The organism is Bacillus cereus group sp. MYBKT14-1, assembly GCF_051915185.1.
GTDB classification, from domain to species: domain Bacteria; phylum Bacillota; class Bacilli; order Bacillales; family Bacillaceae_G; genus Bacillus_A; species Bacillus_A cereus.
Map to the genome: position 1 here is coordinate 26,605 of NZ_JBQAEF010000003.1, position 24,061 is coordinate 50,665.

Genomic DNA, 24,061 nt, shown 5'->3' on the forward strand with positions numbered 1-24,061 from the left:
TTGCGTATGAGTGATGTACTTGCTGATCGTACCCCTCCGCATAATATAGAGGCTGAGCAGGCGGTTTTAGGGGCCATATTGATTGATCAAGATGCGTTAACTTCAGCATCAGAGTTATTGGTACCTGATTCGTTCTATCGAACGAAACATCAAAAGATTTTTGAAGTCATGCTTGGGCTATCTGATAAGGGAGAGCCGATCGACTTAGTAATGATGACATCAGCAATGGCTGATCAAGGATTACTAGAAGAGGTTGGTGGGGTTTCTTACTTAGCAGAGTTAGCAGAAGTTGTGCCAACTGCAGCTAACGTAGAATATTACGCACGCATCATCGCTGAAAAGGCGCTTTTACGTCGTTTAATTCGCACGGCGACTCATATTGTATCGGATGGATACGAGAGAGAAGATGATGTGGATGGTCTTTTAAACGAGGCTGAGAAAAAAATATTAGAAGTATCCCATCAAACGAATGCAAAAGCATTCCAAAACATTAAAGATGTTCTTGTGGATGCTTATGACAAAATTGAACTTTTGCATAATCAAAAGGGTGAAGTTACTGGGATACCAACTGGGTTTACTGAATTAGATAAGATGACAGCAGGTTTCCAACGAAATGATTTAATTATCGTGGCAGCACGTCCATCAGTAGGGAAAACGGCATTTTCATTAAATATTGCACAAAACGTAGCGACGAAAACGGATGAAAATGTAGCGATTTTTAGTTTGGAGATGGGTGCTGATCAGCTTGTTATGCGTATGCTTTGTGCAGAAGGGAATATTGATGCACAAAGACTTCGTACTGGTTCATTAACTTCCGATGATTGGGCAAAATTAACAATGGCAATGGGGAGTCTCTCAAATGCTGGTATATATATTGATGATACGCCAGGTATTAAAGTAAATGAGATTCGAGCAAAATGCCGTAGATTAAAGCAAGAACAAGGTCTTGGTATGATTTTGATTGACTATTTGCAGCTTATTCAAGGAAGTGGGAAATCAGGAGAAAACCGTCAGCAGGAAGTATCTGAGATTTCTCGTACCTTAAAAGGGATTGCGCGTGAATTGCAAGTGCCTGTTATTGCTTTATCACAGTTATCTCGTGGTGTAGAATCTCGTCAAGATAAACGCCCGATGATGTCTGATATTCGTGAATCTGGAAGTATTGAGCAGGATGCTGATATTGTAGCTTTCCTATATCGTGAAGACTACTATGATCGAGAAACGGAAAACAAAAATACAATTGAAATTATTATTGCAAAACAACGTAACGGTCCAGTAGGTTCAGTGGAACTTGCATTCGTCAAAGAGTTCAATAAGTTCGTTAACTTAGAACGTCGTTTTGAGGATGGACATGCTCCACCGGCATAAAGGCAGTATAAAAAAGAAACACATTTCTTATAATAAGATGTGTTTCTTTTTTTTTATAAGAAAGATAAGGCTTTCATAAGTTAAATATATAATTCTTACGAACGAAAATGTTTTTTTGTGAAAAAATGTTCGCTTTTCGGTTGACTTCTCTTTCGGTTTTGGTACAATTATATTGTTTGAATAGATCGTTTGAAAATTGCGGAGGTGCTTTAATAATGTCTTCAGTAGTAGTTGTAGGAACACAATGGGGCGACGAAGGAAAAGGTAAAATCACTGATTTTCTTTCTGAGCATGCGGAAGTAGTTGCAAGATATCAAGGTGGAAATAACGCGGGACATACAATTGTTTTCGGCGGAGTTAAATATAAATTACACTTAATTCCATCTGGTATTTTCTATAAAGAGAAAATTTGTGTAATCGGAAACGGATTAGTGGTAGATCCAAAAGCATTACTTGAAGAGTTAAAATACTTACACGATCGTGGTGTAAGTACTGATAATTTACGTGTAAGTAACCGTGCACATGTTATTTTACCTTACCACTTAAAACAAGATGAGTTAGAAGAAGCAAGTAAAGGTGATAACAAAATCGGTACAACGAAAAAAGGTATCGGTCCTGCATATATGGATAAAGCTGCTCGTATTGGTATTCGTATGGCTGATCTTTTAGACCGTGAAGCATTTAAAGAGAAGCTTGAGCGCAATTTAGTAGAAAAAAATCGTTTATTTGAAAAAATGTACGATACAGAAGGTTTCACTGTAGAAGAAATTTTCGAAGAGTACTTCGAGTACGGGCAACAAATCGCGCAATATGTATGTGATACGTCTGTTGTATTAAATGATGCATTAGATAATAATCACCGTGTATTATTTGAAGGTGCGCAAGGTGTTATGCTTGATATTGACCACGGTACGTACCCGTTCGTTACATCTTCTAACCCAATTGCTGGTGGTGTAACAGTTGGAACTGGAGTTGGTCCTGCGAAAGTTACTCGCGTTGTAGGTGTATGTAAAGCATATACAAGCCGCGTTGGTGATGGTCCATTCCCTACTGAGCTTCATGATGAAATTGGTCATCAAATTCGTGAAGTTGGTCGCGAGTATGGAACGACAACTGGTCGTCCACGCCGCGTAGGTTGGTTCGATAGCGTTGTTGTAAGACATGCACGTCGTGTTAGTGGTTTAACGGATCTATCATTAAATTCTATCGACGTTTTAACAGGTATTCCAACTCTTAAAATTTGTGTAGCTTACAAATACAATGGCGAAGTTATTGATGAAGTTCCAGCTAACTTAAACATTTTAGCGAAATGTGAGCCTGTATATGAAGAGCTTCCAGGTTGGGAAGAAGATATTACTGGTGTAAAATCATTAGATGAACTTCCTGAAAATGCACGAAAATACGTAGAACGTGTTTCTGAGTTAACAGGAATTCAAATATCTATGTTCTCAGTTGGACCAGATCGTAACCAAACAAATATTGTACGTAACGTATACGAAGCTTAATTAACATTTTTTGAAAAAAACTCATGTCTGCATGAGTTTTTTTCTTATTCTTTTATAAAAAAAACAAAAAAAGTATTGCAATAAATACAGAATACATGTTATGATACATCTTGTCGTCACGAAAATATGACGTTGGTGAGTATGAGCCATTAGCTCAGTTGGTAGAGCATCTGACTTTTAATCAGAGGGTCGAAGGTTCGAGTCCTTCATGGCTCACCATTTTATTTTTCGTGGCCCGTTGGTCAAGTGGTTAAGACACCGCCCTTTCACGGCGGTAACACGGGTTCGAATCCCGTACGGGTCATGTTTTTTTTTGCTTATTTTTGGTCCCGTGGTGTAGTGGTTAACATGCCTGCCTGTCACGCAGGAGATCGCCGGTTCGACCCCGGTCGGGACCGCCACTTTTGTTTATACCACCATTAGTGGTTTTATATATAGTTTTGGCTCGGTAGCTCAGTCGGTAGAGCAGAGGACTGAAAATCCTCGTGTCGGCGGTTCGATTCCGTCCCGAGCCACTCTCAGGATATTAAGTGGGCCCACTTAATATCCTTTTTATTTATGTAATTTTACAAAACTGAGTAGTTATTTTAAAATAGAACGAGGAGCCTCTAGCAGTTGAAGCTAGAGGTTTTTCTATAGATCGTATAGGATGCCGTGTAAAAGTGGATCATACATGAGTCTATGAGAATAGAGGAGAAAATACTTAAACAAAGGATGCGGTCATATAGGACATACTATGTAAACATCAATATGTTTAGGGATTATTGACCATATTTTTATAAGGAGGAAATAGACGATGATGGGAAAGAAAATTTTAGTAGTTGATGATGAAAAGCCGATTGCAGATATTTTGAAGTTTAACCTAGAAAAAGAAGGTTTTGAAATAGTAATGGCGCATGATGGTGATGAAGCAATTGAAAAGGCTAATGAAGAGCAACCAGATATGGTTTTATTAGATATTATGCTACCAGGTAAAGATGGCTTAGAGGTTTGCCGTGAAATACGTAAAAGCTCAGAAATGCCGATTATTATGCTTACAGCAAAGGACTCTGAGATTGATAAAGTATTAGGGCTCGAGCTTGGGGCAGATGATTATGTAACGAAGCCATTTAGTACGAGGGAATTACTTGCTCGTGTGAAGGCGAATTTACGCCGCCATCAACAAGGTGGTGCTGCGGAAAAAGAAGAAAATACAGAAATGGTTATTGGACCAATTGTGATTAATCCAAATGCATATAGTGTAACGAAGCGTGAGGAAAATATCGAGCTTACACATCGTGAATTTGAGTTGCTACATTATTTAGCGAAACATTTAGGCCAAGTTATGACACGCGAACATTTATTACAAACAGTTTGGGGTTATGACTATTTTGGAGATGTGCGCACAGTAGACGTTACAGTACGTCGTTTGCGTGAAAAAATTGAAGATAATCCAAGCCATCCTACTTTAATTGTAACTAGACGTGGAGTAGGGTATTACTTGCGTGACCCAGAGCAGGAATAGTATATGAAGAAAGTTGGTTTTTTTCAATCTATTCATTTAAAATTTGTGCTTATATATATGCTATTAATATTAATAGCGATGCAAGTTATTGGAGTATATTTCGTAAGGGAATTAGAGAAGAGCTTAGTACAAGGTTTTAGGGATTCTTTAACGCAGCAAACAAACTTATTATCATATAATTTGAAGCAAGAGTTTAAAAAAAGTTATACAAAAGCAGAAACAGAGTCAACAGATGAAACGATTAAAACTTCAATTCGAAAATTTGCCTCTGATCAGAAGAAAGTTATACAAGAGGTAAGTGTATTTGATTCGCACAGAAAGTTACTGGCTATTTCAGATGAATCAAAGCAGAATAAGGTGAATCGAACATCAACTGATATAGCTGTTCAGCGAGTGTTAGTACAAAAAAAGCCGGAAGTGAAAATTGAGAAGGATGGTAGTACAGGTCATCGTGTTCAAGTTATGCTTACTCCGATTCTAGATGATAACGGTAAGGATGCGCTTGGTGTTATTTACATTGTGGCATCTATGGAAGATGTATATAAACAAATGAAGGATATAAATCAAATTTTTGCTACGGGAACAGTAATTGCTTTATTAGTAACAGCCGTACTTGGGATTTTATTAGCTCAAACAATTACAAGACCAATTTCAGATATGCGGAGACAAGCAATCGAAATGGCAAAAGGAAATTATTCGAGAAAAGTAAAAGTGCATAGCCATGATGAAATTGGACAACTGGCATTATCCTTCAATAATTTATCAAAAAAATTACAACAAGCTCGTTCTTCTACAGAAAGTGAAAGGCGTAAATTATCATCTGTTTTATCACATATGACAGATGGAGTAATTGCTACTGACCGAAAAGGGGATATTATTTTACTAAATGATCCTGCGGAAAAGATGTTAAATGTTTCTCGTGAAACAGCGCTCGATCAATCTGTTTTAGAGGTATTAGGGATACAGGAAGAATTTACGCTCGATCATTTATATGAAGAGCCAGATTCTGTTTTATTAGATTTTAGTACGAGAAACGAACCATATATTTTACGTGCTAGTTTCTCTGTTATTCAAAAAGAAACAGGGAAGGCAAACGGCTTAATTGCTGTACTATATGATGTAACAGAGCAGGAGCGTATAGAACGGGAACGCCGTGAGTTTGTGGCGAATGTCTCTCATGAATTAAGGACGCCATTAACGACGATGCGCAGTTATTTAGAGGCACTTACAGATGGAGCATGGCAGGATCCAAATATTGCACCACAATTTTTAACGGTTACACAAGAAGAAACAGAAAGAATGATTAGACTTGTAAATGCGTTGTTACAGCTATCTAAACTTGATAGTACAGAGCATCGTTTAATGAAAGAATGGGTCGACTTTACTGATTTCTTTAATAATATTATTGATCGCTTTGAAATGTCTAAAGAGCAAAATGTAAGTTTCAAACGATCTTTCTCTAAGAAATCTAGATTTATTGATATGGATACTGACAAAATTACTCAAGTGCTGTATAACATTATTTCTAACGCATTAAAGTATTCACCAGAAGGTGGAACAGTAACATATCGTTTACGTGATCGCGGTGATTTATTAGAAATTAGTGTAAGTGACCAAGGAATGGGTATTCCAAAAGAAAACGTTGATAAAATCTTTGAACGTTTTTATCGCGTAGATAAAGCTCGTTCAAGACAAATGGGTGGTACTGGGCTTGGATTAGCAATTGCAAAAGAAATGATTGAGGCACATGGTGGCTCTATTTGGGCGAAGAGTGAAGAAGGAAAAGGGACAACTATTTATTTCACGTTACCAATGGCAGCAGATGAAGAGGACGATTGGGAATGAGTATGGAAAACTTTAAAACAATAGTTTTAATTAACCTAGTTGTAATTAGCCTATTTCTTACTTTTAACCTATGGACGTATGTGCCAGATTCTACATCCATGCAAAACGCGAAATTTGTGCAGGGAAATGAAGGAATGAACCAAACTAAAATTTCCGATGTTGTCCGTCCTACTTCTATCATCGTGCATAAAGATAAAAATCATTATGGGAGCAGAAGAGAGGCAGATATAGAATCAATCTATAAGCCTCTGGAAGTAGGGGAACTACATGATTTTAAAGAGATATCAATCACTAAGGGTGATTTCCTTTCATATGTGCATGGTGAAGGGAAAGTTGAACTTGTTTTCCCTACCGATATCCCATTTGATGCAGTAAAATCCATGTTTAACATGAAAGAGAAGAGTACAGATAAGCCTAAACATTTTAATCGTATTCTCCTCGATCCTTCTCGAAGTAAGGATCAAGAAATTAAAATTAACTTTGTTTCTGATGGTGATAACTTTAAAATATACGAGGCAAAATTAAGTGGCGTGTATTTAAAAGATATTGTAAATGCCCAAAATCAATTTATAGTATCAGCAAAGCCTTATTTTGATTATCAACTTAATGATATGAAAAAGTTATTTTTACCAGATGGAACGACAGAGTTAAACAATATAACATATATTTCATCTAATTTAGCAGTTGATACGTTTAAGAATGCTCTGTTTAGTGATCCTCGTTATTTAAGTCCGATTACCGAGATGTCGAAAGAAACATTTACAGATGGTATTAGATCCATGGAAATTGAAAACGATCGTCACATGCTAAAGTATAAAAACTCTTCTGTCTTAACTGAGAAAACGATAGATAATTTAATGCTTTTACAAAAAAGCTTTGAATTCGTAAGTGGTCACAGTGGAAGTTTGGATTCATATCGTTTGGACTATATGAATAAAGGAGAGACAGTATTTCGTTTAAATGAAGATGGATATTCAGTATTCAATGAAGATGGATTAGCTGAATTGAGACAAATATGGGGATCAGAAGAAGTAATGGAATATGAAAGACCGTTGCTGTCTTTAAATACTAAAGGTATAGAACAGAAGGTTACTCTTCCGTCAGGGCATGTTGTAATAGCATCCCTAGAAAATAATCCAGAGATAAAGAAACAAGTAATTAAGGATATTGGTATTGGATACAAGTTATCACTAGATGGACAAGTAGTTCGATTACAACCAATTTGGTATGTAAAGCTTGTTGAAGATGAAACAGGTAAACAGAAAATCTATGAGTGGAGTGAGGGAGGACTAAATGGATTGGGATCGGATTAAAACCATATTTATTGTGACCTTTTTTGTTTTGGACCTCTTTCTCATTTTCCAATTCATTCAAAAGCAAGATAGTAATCAATTGGAGCTTATTGCAGAAACAAAGATAGATCAAGAATTAAAAGCAAACAAAATTACGATGGGAAATATCCCTAAAGAACCGAAAAAAGAGTCATTTATTAGAGCGGAAAATAAAGCCTTTAAAGAAGAAGATATACAGTCTTTGAAAAATCAAACGGTGCATATACAAAATATGTACAAGATAGAAAGTAAGCTAAAAGAGCCTTTTTTAAATACGAAATCATTATCAAAAGATAAGTATAATGAATTTTTGAAGAACTATGTATTGGATGGACAAAAGTATGAATTTGGAGCGGTGAAAGACTCTAAAATTTATTTCTTCCAAAAATATAAAGATAAGCCTATTTTCTATAATAATCAGGCGATGATTGTTGTGGAATTAAATGAAAAAAATGAACTTGTTTCATATACGCAGACAATGCTAACTGATTTAAAAGAAATGGGCGAAGGTGAAAAAACGAAAGAGCAAGAAATTATTACGGCTCAAACAGCTTTAGAAAATTTGTATTTAAAAAATAAAATTCATGGAAATACGCATGTTAAAGAAGCGCAAATTGGTTATGCCACTCTTACCGCATCTACTTCTAATAACCAAGTACTGGCTCCAACGTGGAATTTGAAAACGGAGCAGAAGCAGGACTTCTTTGTGAATGCAATTGAAGGACAAGTTATGGAATTAGGAGAAAAGGAAAATCAAGTGGTTGATGAACATACTGGAGTGAGAAAGAATGGGGTTGCATTTTAGCGTACTTGCAAGTGGAAGTACAGGAAATATGCTATACGTAGGAACCGATGAAAAAAAATTACTAGTCGACGCAGGTTTAAGTGGTAAAGCAACAGAGGCTTTATTTAAACAAGCAGAACTGAATATAAATGATGTATCAGGTATTCTTGTAACGCATGAGCATAGTGATCATATTAAAGGTTTAGGTGTACTGGCACGTAAATATGATTTACCTGTTTATGCGAATGAGAAAACATGGAATGCAATGGAACATTTAATAGGAAATATCCCAACTGAACAAAAGTTTATTTTCTCAGTTGGTGATGTGAAAACCTTTGGTGATATTGAAGTCGAGTCATTTGGAGTTTCTCATGATGCGGCAGAACCGATGTTTTATGCTTTCCATAACAATAATAGGAAGTTAGCGCTTATTACAGATACGGGATACGTAAGTGACCGTATGAAAGGCGTTATTAAGGGAGCTAATGCTTTCGTATTTGAAAGTAATCATGATGTAGAAATGCTTCGTATGGGACGTTATCCATGGAGCATTAAACGACGTATTTTAAGTGACGTTGGGCATGTTTGTAATGAGGATGCTGCATTAGCGATGGCAGATGTAATTACAGATGAGACAAAGCATATTTATTTAGCCCATTTAAGCTTAGATAATAACATGAAAGAACTAGCGCGTATGTCAGTATCACAAGTACTAGAGGAAAAAGGATTTGGAGTGGGTGAATCCTTTGAAATTCACGATACAGATCCAAAAATGCCTACAAAAATTCAATACGTATAATTCTTCATTTTAGTAAACAATAAAGGTGAATATAGTTGTTTTCAGGAAGATAGGTGAACAAATATGTCCTTTATTGATGAAGAAAATTATCGTATGAAACGTGCAGGAAAAAAGAAGCACAAAGGTATAGTTCTTTCTAGTATAGCGGGAACAATTGTAGGAGCTTCTTTATTCGCGTTTGGAGCGCCTTTATTTTCAAATTCTGCTGATACGCTTCCGCAAGCTGAAGCAAGCGGAAGTAATATGGCCGAAGCTCAAGGGATTAAACAGATTAGCTTTGTAGATGCTGTTGATCGTGCATCTGAAGCTGTTGTGGGTGTTATTAACATTCAACGAGATAACTTTTCAGAGGCAGATTCAGAGGCCGGTACAGGATCAGGAGTAATTTATAAAAAGACAGATGGTCAAGCTTATATTGTAACGAATAATCATGTTGTAGCTGGAGCGAATCGTATTGAAGTAAGTCTAAGTGACGGTAAGAAGGTTCCTGGAAAAGTATTAGGAACCGATGTAGTCACAGACTTAGCTGTATTAGAAATAGATGCAAAGCATGTGAAAAAAATAATTGAAATTGGCGATTCTAATACTGTTCGCAGAGGAGAGCCAGTTATTGCGATTGGAAACCCGCTTGGACTGCAATTTTCTGGAACAGTTACACAAGGCATTATTTCAGCTAATGAACGTATTGTCCCTGTAGATTTAGATCAAGATGGACATTATGATTGGCAAGTAGAAGTGTTACAAACAGATGCAGCGATTAATCCCGGGAATAGTGGCGGTGCGCTTGTAAATGCAGCAGGACAATTAATTGGTATTAATTCAATGAAAATTGCTGCAAAAGAAGTAGAAGGAATCGGCCTTGCTATTCCGGTGACTAGAGCTGTTCCGATTATGAATGAACTTGAGAAGTATGGAAAAGTAAGAAGACCATATGTTGGGATTGAACTTAGGTCATTAAATGAAATTCCAAACTATTATTGGTCAAAAACATTACATTTACCAGGTACTGTAACAGAGGGAGTTTGTATTTTGGATGTGAAAAGTCCTTCGCCAGGTGCGGATGCTGGTTTAAGAGAACATGATGTTATTGTGGCGGTAGATGGAAAACCGATTCGCGATATTATTGGATTCCGTACGGCCTTATATGATAAGGAAATTAATGATAAAATGACTCTTACGTTTTATCGTGGCACAAAAAGAGTAACAACAACAGTGAAATTAGGCATTCAAAAGTATTAAAAACAGGAGGGCCTACCTCCTGTTTTCTATTGTAGAAAAGTGAGGTGAAGAAAATGAATTTACCTTGTTGTTTAGAGCATGTTGAATTAGCGTTAGATATTATTGTGGATGAGTGTGAAGTTGCGCCAGTTATCAACAATGTGGATAACTCGAAAAAAGAGAAAAAAACATGTGAATTTTGTCAAAATGAGGCGACATATGTTGTATCGAACACAGATTCTCACACAATATGTGGGTAGCGTTTGTGGATATGTGGATAAGTTTTGTGGATAACATGTTTGTAAGGTGGAGGATACGTGTGAATATCTCGATTATTTCAATTGGGAAATTAAAAGAAAAATATTTGAAACAAGGTATAGCAGAATACTTAAAACGATTATCTGCATACGCAAAAGTAGAAGTAATTGAATTGCCTGATGAAAAGGCGCCAGAAAATTTAAGTGAAGCAGAAATGTTAATTGTAAAGGAAAAAGAAGGTATACGTATACTGGATAAAATTTCGGATGACACGCATGTGATTGCATTAGCTATAGAAGGAAAGCAAAAGTCATCAGAAGAATTCGCGATAAGTCTAGATCGCCTTGCTACATACGGAAAGAGTAAAGTCGCATTTGTAATTGGTGGATCACTTGGACTAAGCTCAGAAGTGATGAAGCGTTCAAATGAATCACTTTCTTTTTCAAAGATGACATTACCACACCAATTAATGCGATTAGTGTTGCTTGAGCAAGTGTATAGAGCGTTTCGGATTAATCGTGGTGAACCGTATCATAAATAAATTTATTCTTTGTATATAAAAGGATAAAAAGACCATTGGACAAAAATTACCGATGGTCTTTTTCACATTAATAGGTGTTATATAGATTTCCTAAAATAAGTATGTTTCTATTTCTAAAAAAGTGTGATGTAATATGAAGAGGAAAAAAGTACAAGTAGTCATAGAAGTGAGGAGTTAAAGGTGAAGAAGTTTAAGAAATTTTACTTGGAGATTACGAGTGTATGTAATCTTGCGTGCAGCTTTTGTCCGCCGACGGAAAGACAGAAGCAATTCATTTCTGTGGAGGATTTTGCTAAAAGATTAGACCAAATTAAACCACACACAGACTACATTTATTTGCACGTGAAGGGTGAGCCGTTGCTGCATCCAAAAATAGATCAATTGTTAGATTTAAGCCATGAAAAAGGGTTTAAAGTTAATATTACAACGAACGGAACGTTAATTAATAAGAGAAGGCATAGATTGTTAAATAAGCCTGCTTTAAGACAAATGAATTTTTCACTGCATAGTTTTGATGGACATCCAGGTTCGCAAGATAAAGAGGGCTATGTAAGGAGTATACTTTCCTTCATTAGGGAAGCGACAAGTCAATCAGATTTAATTGTATCGTTAAGGTTATGGAATTTAACTCAGGATAATAAAACAAATGCTGAAATCCAGAAGAATAGAGAGTTATTATCTATCATTGAAAATGAGTTTAATTTATCTTATCAAATTGAAGAGAAGCTTACACCAGGAAAAGGTATAAAAATTGCGGAACGTGTCTTTATTAATCAAGACTATGAATTCCAGTGGCCAGCATTGCATGAAGAAGAGGATGATGGAAAAGGATTCTGTCATGGGCTTCGAAATCAAGCTGGTATTTTAGCGAACGGAACAGTTATTCCTTGTTGTTTAGATGGTGAAGGGATTATTAACCTTGGAAATATTAATAATGATTCATTTTCTAACATTATAGAAGGTGAAAGAGCAACAAACATTGTTGATGGATTTTCCAGAAGAGTTGCGGTTGAAGAGCTATGTAGAAAATGTGGATACCGTAAAAGATTTGGAAAGTAAATATGAAATAAGCCCTCATTAAAGCGAGGGCTTATTTTTTTATTCTTGATAAGAATGCTCTAATTCATTAATTAATGAACCAACGTAAGAAACAGCTTTACGGATTGCATCTGGTTTTGACATATCTACTCCGGCATGTTTCATTAGTTCAAGTGGTTTCATTGTACCACCAGCACGAAGCACATCTAACCAGCGATCAATAGCAGGTTGTCCTTCCTCTTTAATCATTTGAGCTACTGCAGTGGATGCAGTGAGGCCTGCGGAATATGTATAAGCATATAGACCCATATAATAATGAGGCTGACGCATCCAAGTTAAGCCCGCACCTTCATCGATTTCTACAGAATCTCCCCAGAATGTCGAAAGGACATTTGTTTTAATCTCAGTTAAAGTTGTAGCTGTAAGGGCCTGTCCTTTTTCTGCTAGAGCATATACTCTACGTTGATATTCACCCTCAAGTAAATGAGTAACAAAGTTGTGATAATATGTGCCAAGTAGTTGTAGAATGACCCATCTGCGCATTCTCTTATCGTCAGTAGTCGCTAGTAAATGCTGAGCTAATAGTAATTCATTCATGGTTGATGGTGCTTCAACAAAGTACATAGATGGGCGTACGTTCATGATACGTTGGTTTTTATTTGCTAAATAGAAATGACCAGCATGTCCAAATTCATGTGCTAATGTAAAGCATCCACGCATCGTATTTTGCCATGTAATTAAAATATAGGGATGAGAGCCGTATGGACTTGAGCAAAATGCCCCTGTTGATTTGCCTACGTTATCTGCAAGATCTACCCATCTTTCTTTGAATCCTTTTTGGATTATGGAACTATATTCATCGCCTAATACTTTTAAAGAATCTTGAATGAGCGTGCCTGCTTCTTCATAAGTAATCGCCGGATTAAATTCGGGATCTAAAGGTGCATGTAAGTCACAGAAAAGCATTTGATCGAGTCCTAATACTCTCTTTTTTAAATCTGCAAAACGGCGCATATGAGGTGCTAGTTCTTTATAAATAATATCAAGTTGGTTGTTATACATTTCAAGTGGAACCTTTTGTGGTTCTAATAGCATATGAGTAACGGATTCATATTTACGTAAACGAGAAAGTGTTACTTGTTTTTTTACTTCAGTAGCATATGTTGTGGCAATTGTATTTTTATATCGTTTTAGTGTGGAAACAAATGATGAATATGCTTTTCGACGTATATATGTGCTTGGAGAAAATTCATATTTGCTTTCAAATAATGAGAATGAAACAGGAAGTTCGTTTCCTTGTTCGTCTTGTATAGAAATGAAATCCATATCGGCCAATTTAGTCATGCCGTAAATTTTGTATGGAGAACTATGAACTTCGCCAAGTGCAGCAAGTGCTTCTTCTGTTTCAGGAGAGAGTGTGTGCTGTCTTTTTTGTAGTATTTCTAGTAAAGATTTACGGAAAGGTTCGAGTTTTGTTTCTTCAGTTAAACATCTTTCAATTGTTCCTTCGTCGAATGAGAGGATTTCATTATGAATAAAGGATAGTGCAGTATGTACTTTCGTCCATAAAGCAGAAATTTTGGAAGAGTTCGCTTGAATACTTGGATTTGTACGATCAGTAGCTTCTTTTAAATTTGCATATGAGTACAGTTTTGTTAACGTCATTAAAAGCTCTTCTTCTAAAAGTAGGCAATTTAATAAAGTTTGGGAGCTAGTATGTAAATGCCCTTTAAATGAATCAAGTTTCTGTATATCATTTTCCAATGCGTTTAATGCAGTATGCCATTCGGCATCAGAATTATACAAATCGGATAAATCCCATGTTAGTTCAGCGGGTACCTCTGCGCGATTAAGGCGATTTTCTATTACATTTTTCAAGTCGTATCTCCCCCTTATTAAGACTATCTAAACACATAATACTAGAAAATTCAGTTAAATTAAAATGTTTTACATTTTCATATACAAAAAAGAAGGACAAGCATGAAAATGCTTGTCCTTCGAGTTAATTTAAGAATTAATATACTTTGTCACCATTGAAAATCGAGTTTTTCACGACAACATAATCTACAGTACGAATAGCGTCTAATTTTGTTCCGCCAGCGTAAGAGATAGAAGATTGAAGATCTTGTTCCATTTCGATTAACGTATCTTCTAAAGAACCTTTATGCTCAACGAACATTTTCTTACCTTCAACGTTTTTCTTCTCACCCTTTTGGAATTCAGAAGCAGAACCGAAGTATTCTTTATAAAGTTTTCCATCTCTTTCAATTGTTTCCCCTGGAGACTCTTCGTGACCAGCAAATAGAGAACCGATCATGACCATAGTTGCCCCAAAGCGAATAGATTTAGCTACGTCGCCGTGTGTACGAATACCACCATCAGCGATAATTGGCTTACTTGCAGCTTTTGCACACCAGCGAAGTGCAGCTAGCTGCCAACCACCAGTTCCGAAGCCTGTTTTAATTTTAGTAATACAAACTTTACCAGGTCCAATACCAACTTTTGTTGCATCGGCACCAGCATTTTCTAATTCTCTTACCGCTTCTGGAGTTCCAACGTTTCCAGCGATAACGAAGCTCTCTGGTAAATGTTTTTTAATATGTTGAATCATGTTGATCACAGCATTAGAATGACCGTGTGCGATATCAATCGTGATATATTCAGGTGTAAGTTGCTCAGCAGCTAATTGTTGTACGAATTCATATTCGTCCTCTTTTACACCAACGCTGATAGAAGCGATTAATCCACGTGATTGCATATCTCTAATGAATGAGATTCGTTTCTCTGGTTGGAAACGATGCATGATATAAAAGTAGTTGTTCTCAGCTAAATAAGTTGCAATTCTTTCATCAATAATCGTTTGCATATTTGCAGGCACGACAGGTAATTTAAATTTATGTTTTCCTAAAGTGACAGTTGTATCACATTCAGAGCGGCTATTTACAATACATTTTGCAGGAATTAATTGAATATCTTCATAGTCGAATACGTTTTCCATCATTTACACCCCTAAAATACGAATATTTTATTTTTATTAATCAAAAATGTTCGTCCATAGGATAATTTACATTATTTTTATTAAGAAGTCAAAGGATTTCTTAACATTTTTTTAAAAAATAGATTTTATACCTGAAAAACAACGTTAAAAACGAATTTAAAACATTTTTTTGTTTTTATTGTTCGTTTATGGGAAGGGTTGAAAAATTAAGATAATTATACAAGGTTGTATGTATTCTTTTTATTTTTTTGATTGGATGTAGGATACTATAAAAAGGTTAATGCTAATAATACGAGCAAAAGATGTTATCAAGTAGTTGAACAATATATGAAATGAAAAGGTTTATTTCTATATAAAAAGATGAATCTGGCATGATTCACCTTTTATGTGAGGTTTCAAGTATAATAAGTAGGGTGATAGTAACGTATACAAAAGATAAAAAAGAAAATAATACAGAATAAAATGAGGTTAATATATGAGTAAAAAAAGTTTTTCTGATTATAAATTAAGTAAGGAAATTGTAAGGGCACTTACTGGGTTAGGGTATGATCATCCAACAGAAGTACAAGGTGAGGTTATTCCAGTTGCATTACAAAAGAAGGATCTTGTTGTGAAGTCCCAGACTGGAAGTGGAAAAACAGCTTCATTTGGTATTCCACTTTGTGAAATGGTGGAGTGGGAAGAGAATAAACCACAAGCATTAGTTTTAACACCAACGAGAGAGCTTGCGGTACAGGTAAAAGAAGATATTACAAATATAGGTCGATTCAAAAGGATTAAGGCTGCGGCAGTTTATGGGAAATCTCCATTTGCACGTCAAAAATTAGAATTAAAGCAAAAGACACATATTGTAGTTGGGACTCCTGGTCGTGTGTTGGATCATATTGAGAAGGGTACCCTTTCTTTAGAGTGTTTGAAGTATTTAGTTATTGATGAAGCAGATGAGATGCTAAATATGGGCTTTATCGATCAAGTAGAGGCAATTATTGATGAATTACCTACAAAAAGAATGACGATGTTATTTTCAGCAACACTTCCAGAAGATGTTGAGAAATTGTCTCGTACATATATGAATTCACCAACTCATATTGAAATTAAAGCGGCTGGGATTACGACGGATAAAATTGAACATACTCTTTTTGAGGTGATAGAAGACGAGAAGCTTTCACTACTTAAAGATGTAACAACGATTGAGAATCCTGATAGCTGTATTATTTTTTGCCGTACACAAGAAAATGTAGATCATGTATATAGACAATTAAAACGAGCTAACTATCCCTGTGACAAAATACATGGTGGTATGGTACAAGAAGATCGTTTTGAAGTCATGGATGATTTTAGAAAAGGAAAATTCCGCTATTTAGTAGCAACAGATGTAGCTGCGAGAGGAATTGATATTGATAATATTACACATGTTATTAATTATGATATTCCACTTGAAAAAGAAAGCTATGTACATCGTACTGGAAGAACGGGACGAGCTGGAAATAGTGGAAAAGCTATTACATTTATAACACCATATGAAAATAGATTTTTAGAAGAGATTGAGGAGTATATTGGATTTGAAATTCCAAAGGCAATTGGACCTTCAAAAGAAGAAGTTATGAAAGAGAAAGCTGCATTTGAAGAAAAGATACATGCTAAACCAATTATAAAGAAAGATAAAAATGCAGACATCAACAAAGGCATTATGAAGCTATACTTTAATGGCGGGAAGAAAAAGAAAATTAGGGCGGTAGATTTCGTCGGTACAATTGCTAAAATTAAAGGTGTTACAGCAGAAGATATAGGTATTATTACGATACAAGATAATGTTTCTTATGTTGAAATATTAAATGGAAAAGGCCCACTCGTCTTGAAAGTCATGAAGACTACAACGATTAAAGGGAAACAACTAAAAGTTCATGAAGCAATTAAGTAAATAAAAAACTATCCACTTTAATAGGTGGATAGTTTTTTATTTATGATTCTTTTAAATCATCCACTAGTTGCTCCGCTAAACGTCTATACATATTACTCATAGTCACGAAGGATGTTAGTAGTAGAAATTTTTTTAGTTTTGTATCTTCTAAGGAAGAAATCTCATTTACTTCTGTAACACGGTTATTTACGTCTTGTTTAAAGCTTTCGACATTACTTTCAGTAAGAGCAAGATAATTTTTGTATAACGTATTTAATTCGAATGAATCATCATTTAATAAGGAGTCATTTATAGTTTCTAATGAACTTTTTATGTCGTTAATGGAGAGAGCTCCCTTTAATTGATAAATTAGGCTAATTAAAATCATATGCTCTTTTGAATACTTTTTATTTTTGATGGGGATGAATAGTTTTCCTTTTGCGTAATTATTAATCATCGTTTTGGTTAATACTTTTTCATCATCAGTTCTCGTTGTATCTGCATAAGTATTCTCAAATAGTTGAACAACTTGATCTACATATAAGTCAACATTTGGAATATCCTCAAGTTTAATGTTTTTTTCTAAATGCAATGTCTCAAGTAATTCATTTATATTTTCCACGTAGAATCCCTCACTTTTATAACTTAGTGGAACTTAATGTTTAATATATCTTTAAATATGGTATTACGAAACAAATGAATTGTAAATGTTGACCTTAAAAAGAAATGTGTATATAATTACATGTAGTTATCAAAACTACATGTAATTATATGAGGGGTGTTATTATGAATGCTTATGTAAGGGAACCGGTTAATGCATTTACTCACTTAGGTGGAGCAATATTATCATTTATTGCCTTATTAGCTATGCTTGTGAAAGTTTCTATCAAGATGCCATCATTTGCTGCAATTACAGCTGTTATTTTGTTTGGTATTGGAATGATGGTCCTTTATACGGCGTCAGCTGTGTATCATAGTGTTGTGGCCAATGAACGTGTTATTTACTTCTTTAGGAAGCTAGATCATTCTATGATTTTTATATTAATTGCAGGTACATATGCACCCTTTTGCTTAATTACATTAAATTCAGCAAGTGGTTTACTATTATTTTGTTTAGTCTATGCAACTGCGATTTGTGGCATTGTATTTAAAATGTTTTGGTTTAATTGTCCAAGATGGTTATCGACAGCAATTTATATTACGATGGGTTGGTTAATTGTGTTATTCTTTGCACCGTTAGCTGAGAATTTAAGTACAGGAGGCATTATTTTCTTAGTACTTGGGGGCATTTTTTATACAATTGGTGGATTTATTTATGGAACAAAGCCAAAATGGTTAGAGTTTAAATATATGGGGCATCATGAAATTTTTCATGTTTTTGTATTATTAGGTAGTCTTGCGCATTTTCTAAGTGTATATTGTTATGTAATTTAATAAAAAAACGCCACATAATAAAAATTATGTGGCGTTTTTTTATTACCTGATTAGAATCGTATATGTTATAAATTTATTATGGGATAAAATGTAAGTTTCTGTGTTCGCATGTTAAACATAGGATAAGAAATATGTGATATACTTTGAGAAGTTTATAATGAATGAAATATGGAGGACTATAATTATGGCAATACTTGTAACAGGTGGAGCAGGATATATTGGTAGTCATACATGTGTAGAATTACTAAATAGCGGTTACGAAGTTATAGTAGTGGATAATCTTTCGAATAGCTCGGTAGAATCTATAAATCGAGTGAAAGAAATAACAGGAAAACAATTTAAGTTTTATAAAGAAGATGTTTTAAATCGCGAAGCGCTTGACGCAATTTTTGAAGAAAATGCAATTGAAGCAGTTATTCACTTTGCAGGATTTAAAGCTGTAGGGGAGTCAGTAGCGATTCCATTAACATATTATCATAACAACATTACAAGCACGTTAGTGCTATGTGAAGTAATGCAGAAACATAATGTAAAGAAGATAATCTTTAGTTCATCTGCAACTGTATATGGTATCCCGGAAACGTCACCGATTACGGAGGAGTTTCCATTAAGTGCAACAAATCCATATGGTCAAACGAAATTAATGATTGAGCAAATTATGCGTGATGTAGCATTTGCAGATGCAGAATGGAGTATCGCATTACTTCGCTATTTCAATCCATTTGGTGCACACGAAAGTGGGCGTATCGGAGAAGATCCAAATGGAATCCCAAATAACTTAATGCCATATGTAACGCAAGTAGCGGTAGGTAAGTTAAAAGAATTAAGCGTATTCGGAAATGACTATCCAACGAAAGATGGAACAGGAGTCCGTGATTACATCCATGTTGTGGACTTAGCAAATGGTCACGTAAAGGCGCTTGAGAAAGTACTGAGTACAACGGGAGTAGATGCTTATAACCTGGGCACAGGTATGGGCTATAGTGTACTAGAGATGGTTGAAGCGTTTGAAAAAGTCTCGGGTAAGAAAGTTCCTTATAAAATTACAGAGCGTCGCCCAGGTGATGTGGCAGTATGTTTTGCTGATGCATCGAAAGCAAAGCGTGAATTAGGCTGGGAGGCAACACGCGGATTAGAAGAAATGTGTGCAGATTCTTGGAAATGGCAATCAAATAATAAAAATGGCTATTTAGAAGTTTAATGATGAATATAAAAAAATGACCTTTGCATAAAAGCAAGAGGTCATTTTTTATTAATTTTATTAGCGAACCTAGAAAAGAGCGTTCGCTGTTTTAAATGATGTGATTTTATAATATCTTATGCTAGAAGGTAGTAGAATGAGATAGAGGAATGTATTATTTTATTAATTTTTTATAGAAATTGAAAGCGTATTATTGAAAAGTATTCCAACACTTGTATCATTGCTAGAGTCCGTTTATAATCAAGGAATCCTAGTTCATGTTTTAATAGGATTATTTATTATTGAAAGCGTTTTAAGTTCGCTCCTTTTTGAGGTAGGAGGTCTGACTTATTTGAATGAAAAATTATGTATGTAGTTTTAAATGGGAAGAAAAATAATATAAGTATCACTTTATAGTGTGGGGAGGTTAAAAGTGTGAAAGGTAAAGATTTTCACACGAATATATATGGGTTATGTAGGATTATTACTTTCAGGGGCAGCTTTATTTTTAAATAGTCTTGTTATATTAGGGAAAGCAGAGATGAAAAGTGCGGGTGTTTTTAATTTATTTGTGGGTGCACTACAAATTATTATTCCGTTTTATTTGATCATGATTTCTGACCAAAGCAATTGGACAGTGTATTCATATGCGGCTACTTTCTTATTTGGATTAACTTATTTATATGTAGGTGTTACTTTTATAAAAGGAATGGATAGTAGTGGTCTAGGATGGTTTTGTATTTGGGTAGCAATTATAGCCTTATTCTATATGGTTGTTTCATTTGTTCAATTCCATGATGTTGTTAATGCGTTAACGTGGTTTATGTGGGCATTACTTTGGTATTTATTCTTTGTATTAAATACACAAAAGAAGAACATTAATCAATATCTTGGAAGGATTGCCTTCGTACAATCATGGGTAACATTGACTTTACCTTCACTCTTTTATTTTATGGGAGTGTGGGGAGAGGGATTTGTATATGAACTATGGGTTTATGTATCAGTAATTTCTATTTTGTACTTCTGTTATTGTATTTATAAATATCGAGTACGTTAATATATTTTCTGTAGAAAAGCATGGAATCGTTAAACGAATTCCATGCTTTTTATATGTTGGCACTTATAATAGAGAGGTAGTATTTTACAATTTGCTAAAATGGGGATGATGAAGTTGAAAAAAGTATTGGTGCTAGGGGGAACAAGATTTTTTGGTAAACATTTAGTAGAAGCACTTTTGCAAGAGGGGCACGATGTAACGATTGCGACGAGGGGAGTTACTGAAGATTCTTTTGGTAGCGCAGTAAAAAGAATAATTATTGATAGAGAAGATGGAAAGCTACTAGAAAAGCGTCTAGAAGGAAAAAGTTATGATATTGTATACGATAATTTATGCTATAGCTCGAATGCAGCGAAGATAATATGTGAAGTGTTACGAGGGAAAACGAAGAAATATGTTATGACATCTTCAATGGCCGTCTATGAACCTGCCCTAAGCTTATCAGAAGAAGACTTTAATCCGTACGATTATGCAATCGCGTATGGAGATAGGAATGACTTCAATTATGGTGAAGGAAAGAGATTAGCTGAAGCCGTTGTATTTCAACAAGCAACATTCCCAGTTGTTGCAGTTCGTTTTCCAGTTGTTATTGGAGAAAACGATTATACGAAAAGGTTACAATTTTACGTTGAATGTATTGTGAACCAAAAACCTATCGTTGTGGATCATGTAGATGGAACTTTGTCATTTATACATGAAAAAGAGGCAGGAGAGTTTCTAGCTTGGTGCGGAATGGAAAATGTGAAAGGGCCAATTAACGCCTGTAGTAACGGGGTAGTTTCTACGGAAGAAATTATTCATTTCATAGAAGAGAAGACAGGAATAAAAGCACTCATTCAGAAAGCTGGGGAAAATATAGCTCCTTATAATGAGGTAACTAACTGTACATTACATAATGGAAAGGCTCGTGAATTCGGATTTTTGTTCCGAGAGCTGAAACTAGAAATGAAAAATGTTTTAAAACATTATATAAATACAATGAAGTAATCATAAATCCCCCGGTGGCAATCCGGGGGATTCTGGAGGATTTCGACAATACTGATTTTACATTACCAAATTTACCTTATACGTATGACTAATGTTTTTGTGATTGAATTGCTTGTAAATACTTCTCGTTTACTTGGTCCCAGTTTACTGTATGCCACCAGTTGGTAACAAACTCTGGGCGCCTATTTTGATACTTTAAATAATAAGCATGTTCCCATACATCAATTACGAGTAAGGGGATTTTCCCTTCTTGCAAAGGCGTATCTTGATTTGGTGTACTCATAACAGAGAGTTCCTCACCGTCAAGAACAAGCCATCCATAGCCACTTCCAAAACGACTAATAGCTGCTTTGGAAAGTTGATCTTTTAAGTTGTCAAAGGTATTGAAATAATAATCAATTACTTTTGCAACGTCTCCATTAGGCTCACCGCCACCTTGTGGGCTCATCACTTCCCAAAAAAGACTATGACAATAGTGACCGCCACCGTTATTTCGTACAGCTGTAACAATTTCCTTCGGTAAAGTATCTAAATTACATAGCAATTCTTCTAAAGATTTATTATGTAATTCAGTATAATTTTCTAAAGTAGCATTTAAATTGTTTACGTATGTCGCATGGTGCTTTCCATGATGAATGGAAAGTGTATTGCTATCAATATGTGGCTCTAGTTCATCATAGTCATATGAAAGCTTTGGCAATTGAAATGAAGACATAACATTACCTCCTTTCTATTTAAAAAGTTGGTCTAGGTAAAAATACTTTACCTGAGTCAAAAATACACCCATTTTCCATATAAGTCAATAGTAAGTCCATTAATTTTCTGAAAAATATTACAATAAAAGTAACACTCTCACTTTCATTTGTGACTCCTATCCTTTTTGCTTATACTGTAAAGTAGCAGGGTTTTGTTGAAATAGAAGGAGATTGTTTATGAGTAAAACGAAACAATTAATAGAGGAAGCAAGTAATTTTATTACGATTTGTTATAAGGAGCTTCATAAAGAACAATTGATAGAAGAACGTATAAAAGAAATTCAAATTGAGATAGAGAAGACAGGGACATATGAGCATACATTTGAAGAACTTGTTCATGGTTCACGAATGGCATGGCGTAACAGTAATAGATGTATTGGAAGACTATTTTGGAGTAAGATGCACATATTAGATGCGCGCGAAGTAAATGATGAAGAGGGTGTATATAATGCATTAATTCATCATATTAAATATGCAACGAACGACGGGAAAGTTAAACCAACCATTACGATTTTTAAGCAATATCAAGGTGAAGAAAATAATATAAGAATTTATAATCACCAATTGATTCGATATGCAGGATATAAAACAGAAACGGGAGTGATTGGTGATTCTCATTCCGCTACATTTACGGACTTTTGTCAGGGGCTTGGTTGGCAAGGAGAAGGTACGAATTTCGATGTATTGCCACTTGTGTTCTCTATAAACGGGAAGGCACCTACATATAAAGAAATTCCGAGAGAAGAAGTAAAAGAAGTGCCAATTGAACACCCAGAATACCCTATTTCATCACTTGGAGTAAAATGGTATGGTGTTCCAATGATTTCAGATATGCGTTTAGAAATTGGCGGTATTTCTTATACAGCCGCTCCGTTCAATGGATGGTATATGGGAACAGAAATTGGGGCGCGCAACTTAGCAGATCATGATCGTTATAATTTACTTCCGGCTGTTGCGGAGATGATGGATTTAGATACATCGAGAAACGGTACCTTATGGAAAGATAAGGCGCTAATTGAGTTGAATATTGCCGTACTACACTCCTTTAAAAAACAAGGAGTTAGTATTGTTGATCACCATACTGCTGCACAACAATTTCAGCAATTTGAGAAGCAAGAAGCTGCTTGTGGTCGTGTTGTAACAGGTAATTGGGTATGGCTTATTCCGCCATTATCTCCAGCTACCACTCACATTTATCATAAACCGTATCCGAATGAAATTTTGAAGCCAAATTTCTTTCATAAATAATATTTAGTGCAGTTTTTTTCTGCAAAATATATTTTTTTTAATTACTGTTATGTAGCAAATGGAAGCCTTTACTCTCGGTTATTTTTGGAAGAGGCTTTTTGAACCAAGGAGTACCTTATGTTATAATCAAATTTCTGTTTCGAAGACCTTATAGAAATATAAGGTCTTTTGTTTTGCTTTTTTATGTAAGAGGAAGAGAATTTTTCTTTTTAATAAGGGATTTGGCATATTTTTAGGGACAACATAAGTATGTGGGAAGTCGATAAAATGTTATGCATATATAATTATTATGTTTTAGGTTTAAACAATAA

The 24,061-nt window shown here is 35.1% G+C and carries 21 protein-coding genes and 4 tRNA genes; 21 read left to right on the forward strand and 4 right to left on the reverse strand.

What is annotated here, in order from left to right:
• The first annotated feature begins 6 nt into the window (after positions 1–6).
• From dnaB to ACTFO4_RS10220, 15 genes are all read left to right on the forward strand, one after another.
• The gene (gene dnaB / locus ACTFO4_RS10150; protein ID WP_001286148.1) at positions 7–1,368 is read left to right on the forward strand and encodes a replicative DNA helicase; all 1,362 of its coding nucleotides are present in this window, start codon (positions 7–9) and stop codon (positions 1,366–1,368) included.
• Positions 1,369–1,583: 215 nt separating this feature from the next.
• The gene (locus tag ACTFO4_RS10155) at positions 1,584–2,873 is read left to right on the forward strand and encodes an adenylosuccinate synthase (protein WP_000100238.1); all 1,290 of its coding nucleotides are present in this window, start codon (positions 1,584–1,586) and stop codon (positions 2,871–2,873) included.
• Positions 2,874–3,016: 143 nt separating this feature from the next.
• Positions 3,017–3,092, forward strand: a tRNA-Lys gene (locus ACTFO4_RS10160).
• A gap of 13 nt (positions 3,093–3,105) precedes the next feature.
• A tRNA-Glu gene (locus ACTFO4_RS10165) sits at positions 3,106–3,177 on the forward strand.
• A 21-nt stretch (positions 3,178–3,198) separates the two neighbouring features.
• A tRNA-Asp gene (locus ACTFO4_RS10170) sits at positions 3,199–3,274 on the forward strand.
• Positions 3,275–3,315: 41 nt separating this feature from the next.
• Positions 3,316–3,388: transfer RNA gene (locus tag ACTFO4_RS10175), tRNA-Phe, on the forward strand.
• 281 nt (positions 3,389–3,669) lie between these two features.
• Entirely contained in the window at positions 3,670–4,377 is a 708-nt protein-coding gene (gene walR, locus ACTFO4_RS10180; RefSeq protein WP_000971865.1) for a cell wall metabolism DNA-binding response regulator WalR, read from the forward strand.
• 3 nt (positions 4,378–4,380) lie between these two features.
• A complete protein-coding gene (walK, locus tag ACTFO4_RS10185; protein ID WP_000755367.1) occupies positions 4,381–6,222 on the forward strand; it encodes a cell wall metabolism sensor histidine kinase WalK in 1,842 nt (613 codons plus the stop codon).
• Positions 6,219–7,535 carry a YycH family regulatory protein gene (locus tag ACTFO4_RS10190; protein ID WP_000061560.1) on the forward strand — a complete coding sequence of 439 codons (1,317 nt, stop codon included), beginning with the start codon at positions 6,219–6,221 and terminating at the stop codon, positions 7,533–7,535. Before walK ends, ACTFO4_RS10190 begins: the two co-directional genes overlap by 4 nt.
• Positions 7,516–8,358: a two-component system regulatory protein YycI gene (locus ACTFO4_RS10195; protein WP_000383740.1), complete on the forward strand. Its 843-nt coding sequence runs from the start codon at positions 7,516–7,518 to the stop codon at positions 8,356–8,358. The genes ACTFO4_RS10190 and ACTFO4_RS10195 overlap by 20 nt, the downstream gene beginning before the upstream one ends.
• Complete coding sequence (locus tag ACTFO4_RS10200) at positions 8,342–9,136, forward strand: MBL fold metallo-hydrolase (protein WP_000522837.1); 795 nt, start codon at positions 8,342–8,344, stop codon at positions 9,134–9,136. Before ACTFO4_RS10195 ends, ACTFO4_RS10200 begins: the two co-directional genes overlap by 17 nt.
• Before the next feature lie 63 nt (positions 9,137–9,199).
• Positions 9,200–10,375, forward strand: coding sequence for a S1C family serine protease (locus ACTFO4_RS10205; RefSeq protein WP_000008031.1), 1,176 nt, complete (start codon positions 9,200–9,202; stop codon positions 10,373–10,375).
• Positions 10,376–10,428: 53 nt separating this feature from the next.
• Positions 10,429–10,614: a CxxH/CxxC protein gene (locus ACTFO4_RS10210; RefSeq protein ID WP_002183021.1), complete on the forward strand. Its 186-nt coding sequence runs from the start codon at positions 10,429–10,431 to the stop codon at positions 10,612–10,614.
• Between the two features lie 59 nt (positions 10,615–10,673).
• Complete coding sequence (gene rlmH / locus ACTFO4_RS10215) at positions 10,674–11,153, forward strand: 23S rRNA (pseudouridine(1915)-N(3))-methyltransferase RlmH (RefSeq protein WP_001027000.1); 480 nt, start codon at positions 10,674–10,676, stop codon at positions 11,151–11,153.
• 180 nt (positions 11,154–11,333) lie between these two features.
• Positions 11,334–12,212, forward strand: coding sequence for a radical SAM/SPASM domain-containing protein (locus tag ACTFO4_RS10220; protein WP_000713636.1), 879 nt, complete (start codon positions 11,334–11,336; stop codon positions 12,210–12,212).
• Positions 12,213–12,251: 39 nt separating this feature from the next.
• Here the strand turns inward: ACTFO4_RS10220 and pepF are convergent, their stop codons facing one another.
• Positions 12,252–14,069 (reverse strand): oligoendopeptidase F, encoded by a 1,818-nt coding sequence (pepF, locus tag ACTFO4_RS10225; protein WP_440013616.1) that lies wholly within the window; start codon positions 14,067–14,069, stop codon positions 12,252–12,254.
• A gap of 136 nt (positions 14,070–14,205) precedes the next feature.
• Positions 14,206–15,189: a GMP reductase gene (guaC, locus tag ACTFO4_RS10230; RefSeq protein ID WP_000432447.1), complete on the reverse strand. Its 984-nt coding sequence runs from the start codon at positions 15,187–15,189 to the stop codon at positions 14,206–14,208.
• A 475-nt stretch (positions 15,190–15,664) separates the two neighbouring features.
• Between guaC and dbpA the strand changes: the two genes are divergently transcribed.
• On the forward strand, positions 15,665–17,110 hold the full coding sequence (dbpA, locus tag ACTFO4_RS10235) for an ATP-dependent RNA helicase DbpA (RefSeq protein WP_000039350.1): 1,446 nt from the start codon (positions 15,665–15,667) through the stop codon (positions 17,108–17,110).
• Between the two features lie 40 nt (positions 17,111–17,150).
• On the opposite strand, the gene ACTFO4_RS10240 is transcribed toward dbpA, so the two are convergent.
• Positions 17,151–17,711 (reverse strand): DUF1836 domain-containing protein, encoded by a 561-nt coding sequence (locus ACTFO4_RS10240; RefSeq protein WP_017673742.1) that lies wholly within the window; start codon positions 17,709–17,711, stop codon positions 17,151–17,153.
• Between the two features lie 164 nt (positions 17,712–17,875).
• Between ACTFO4_RS10240 and trhA the strand changes: the two genes are divergently transcribed.
• The 4 genes from trhA to ACTFO4_RS10260 all read left to right on the forward strand — a co-directional run bounded on the left by trhA (position 17,876) and on the right by ACTFO4_RS10260 (position 21,747).
• A complete protein-coding gene (gene trhA, locus ACTFO4_RS10245) occupies positions 17,876–18,523 on the forward strand; it encodes a PAQR family membrane homeostasis protein TrhA (protein WP_000995363.1) in 648 nt (215 codons plus the stop codon).
• A gap of 184 nt (positions 18,524–18,707) precedes the next feature.
• On the forward strand, positions 18,708–19,724 hold the full coding sequence (gene galE / locus ACTFO4_RS10250; protein WP_000996540.1) for a UDP-glucose 4-epimerase GalE: 1,017 nt from the start codon (positions 18,708–18,710) through the stop codon (positions 19,722–19,724).
• 445 nt (positions 19,725–20,169) lie between these two features.
• A complete protein-coding gene (locus ACTFO4_RS10255; protein WP_000542569.1) occupies positions 20,170–20,760 on the forward strand; it encodes an AmiS/UreI family transporter in 591 nt (196 codons plus the stop codon).
• Between the two features lie 99 nt (positions 20,761–20,859).
• Positions 20,860–21,747, forward strand: a complete 888-nt coding sequence (locus ACTFO4_RS10260) for an NAD-dependent epimerase/dehydratase family protein (RefSeq protein WP_002025132.1) — start codon at positions 20,860–20,862, stop codon at positions 21,745–21,747.
• A gap of 88 nt (positions 21,748–21,835) precedes the next feature.
• Here the strand turns inward: ACTFO4_RS10260 and sodA are convergent, their stop codons facing one another.
• Positions 21,836–22,462, reverse strand: coding sequence for a superoxide dismutase [Mn] (gene sodA / locus ACTFO4_RS10265; RefSeq protein WP_000094041.1), 627 nt, complete (start codon positions 22,460–22,462; stop codon positions 21,836–21,838).
• Positions 22,463–22,679: 217 nt separating this feature from the next.
• On the opposite strand from sodA, the gene ACTFO4_RS10270 reads away from it, so the two are divergent.
• Positions 22,680–23,750 carry a nitric oxide synthase oxygenase gene (locus tag ACTFO4_RS10270; protein ID WP_000047627.1) on the forward strand — a complete coding sequence of 357 codons (1,071 nt, stop codon included), beginning with the start codon at positions 22,680–22,682 and terminating at the stop codon, positions 23,748–23,750.
• The last annotated feature ends 311 nt before the right edge of the window (positions 23,751–24,061 follow it).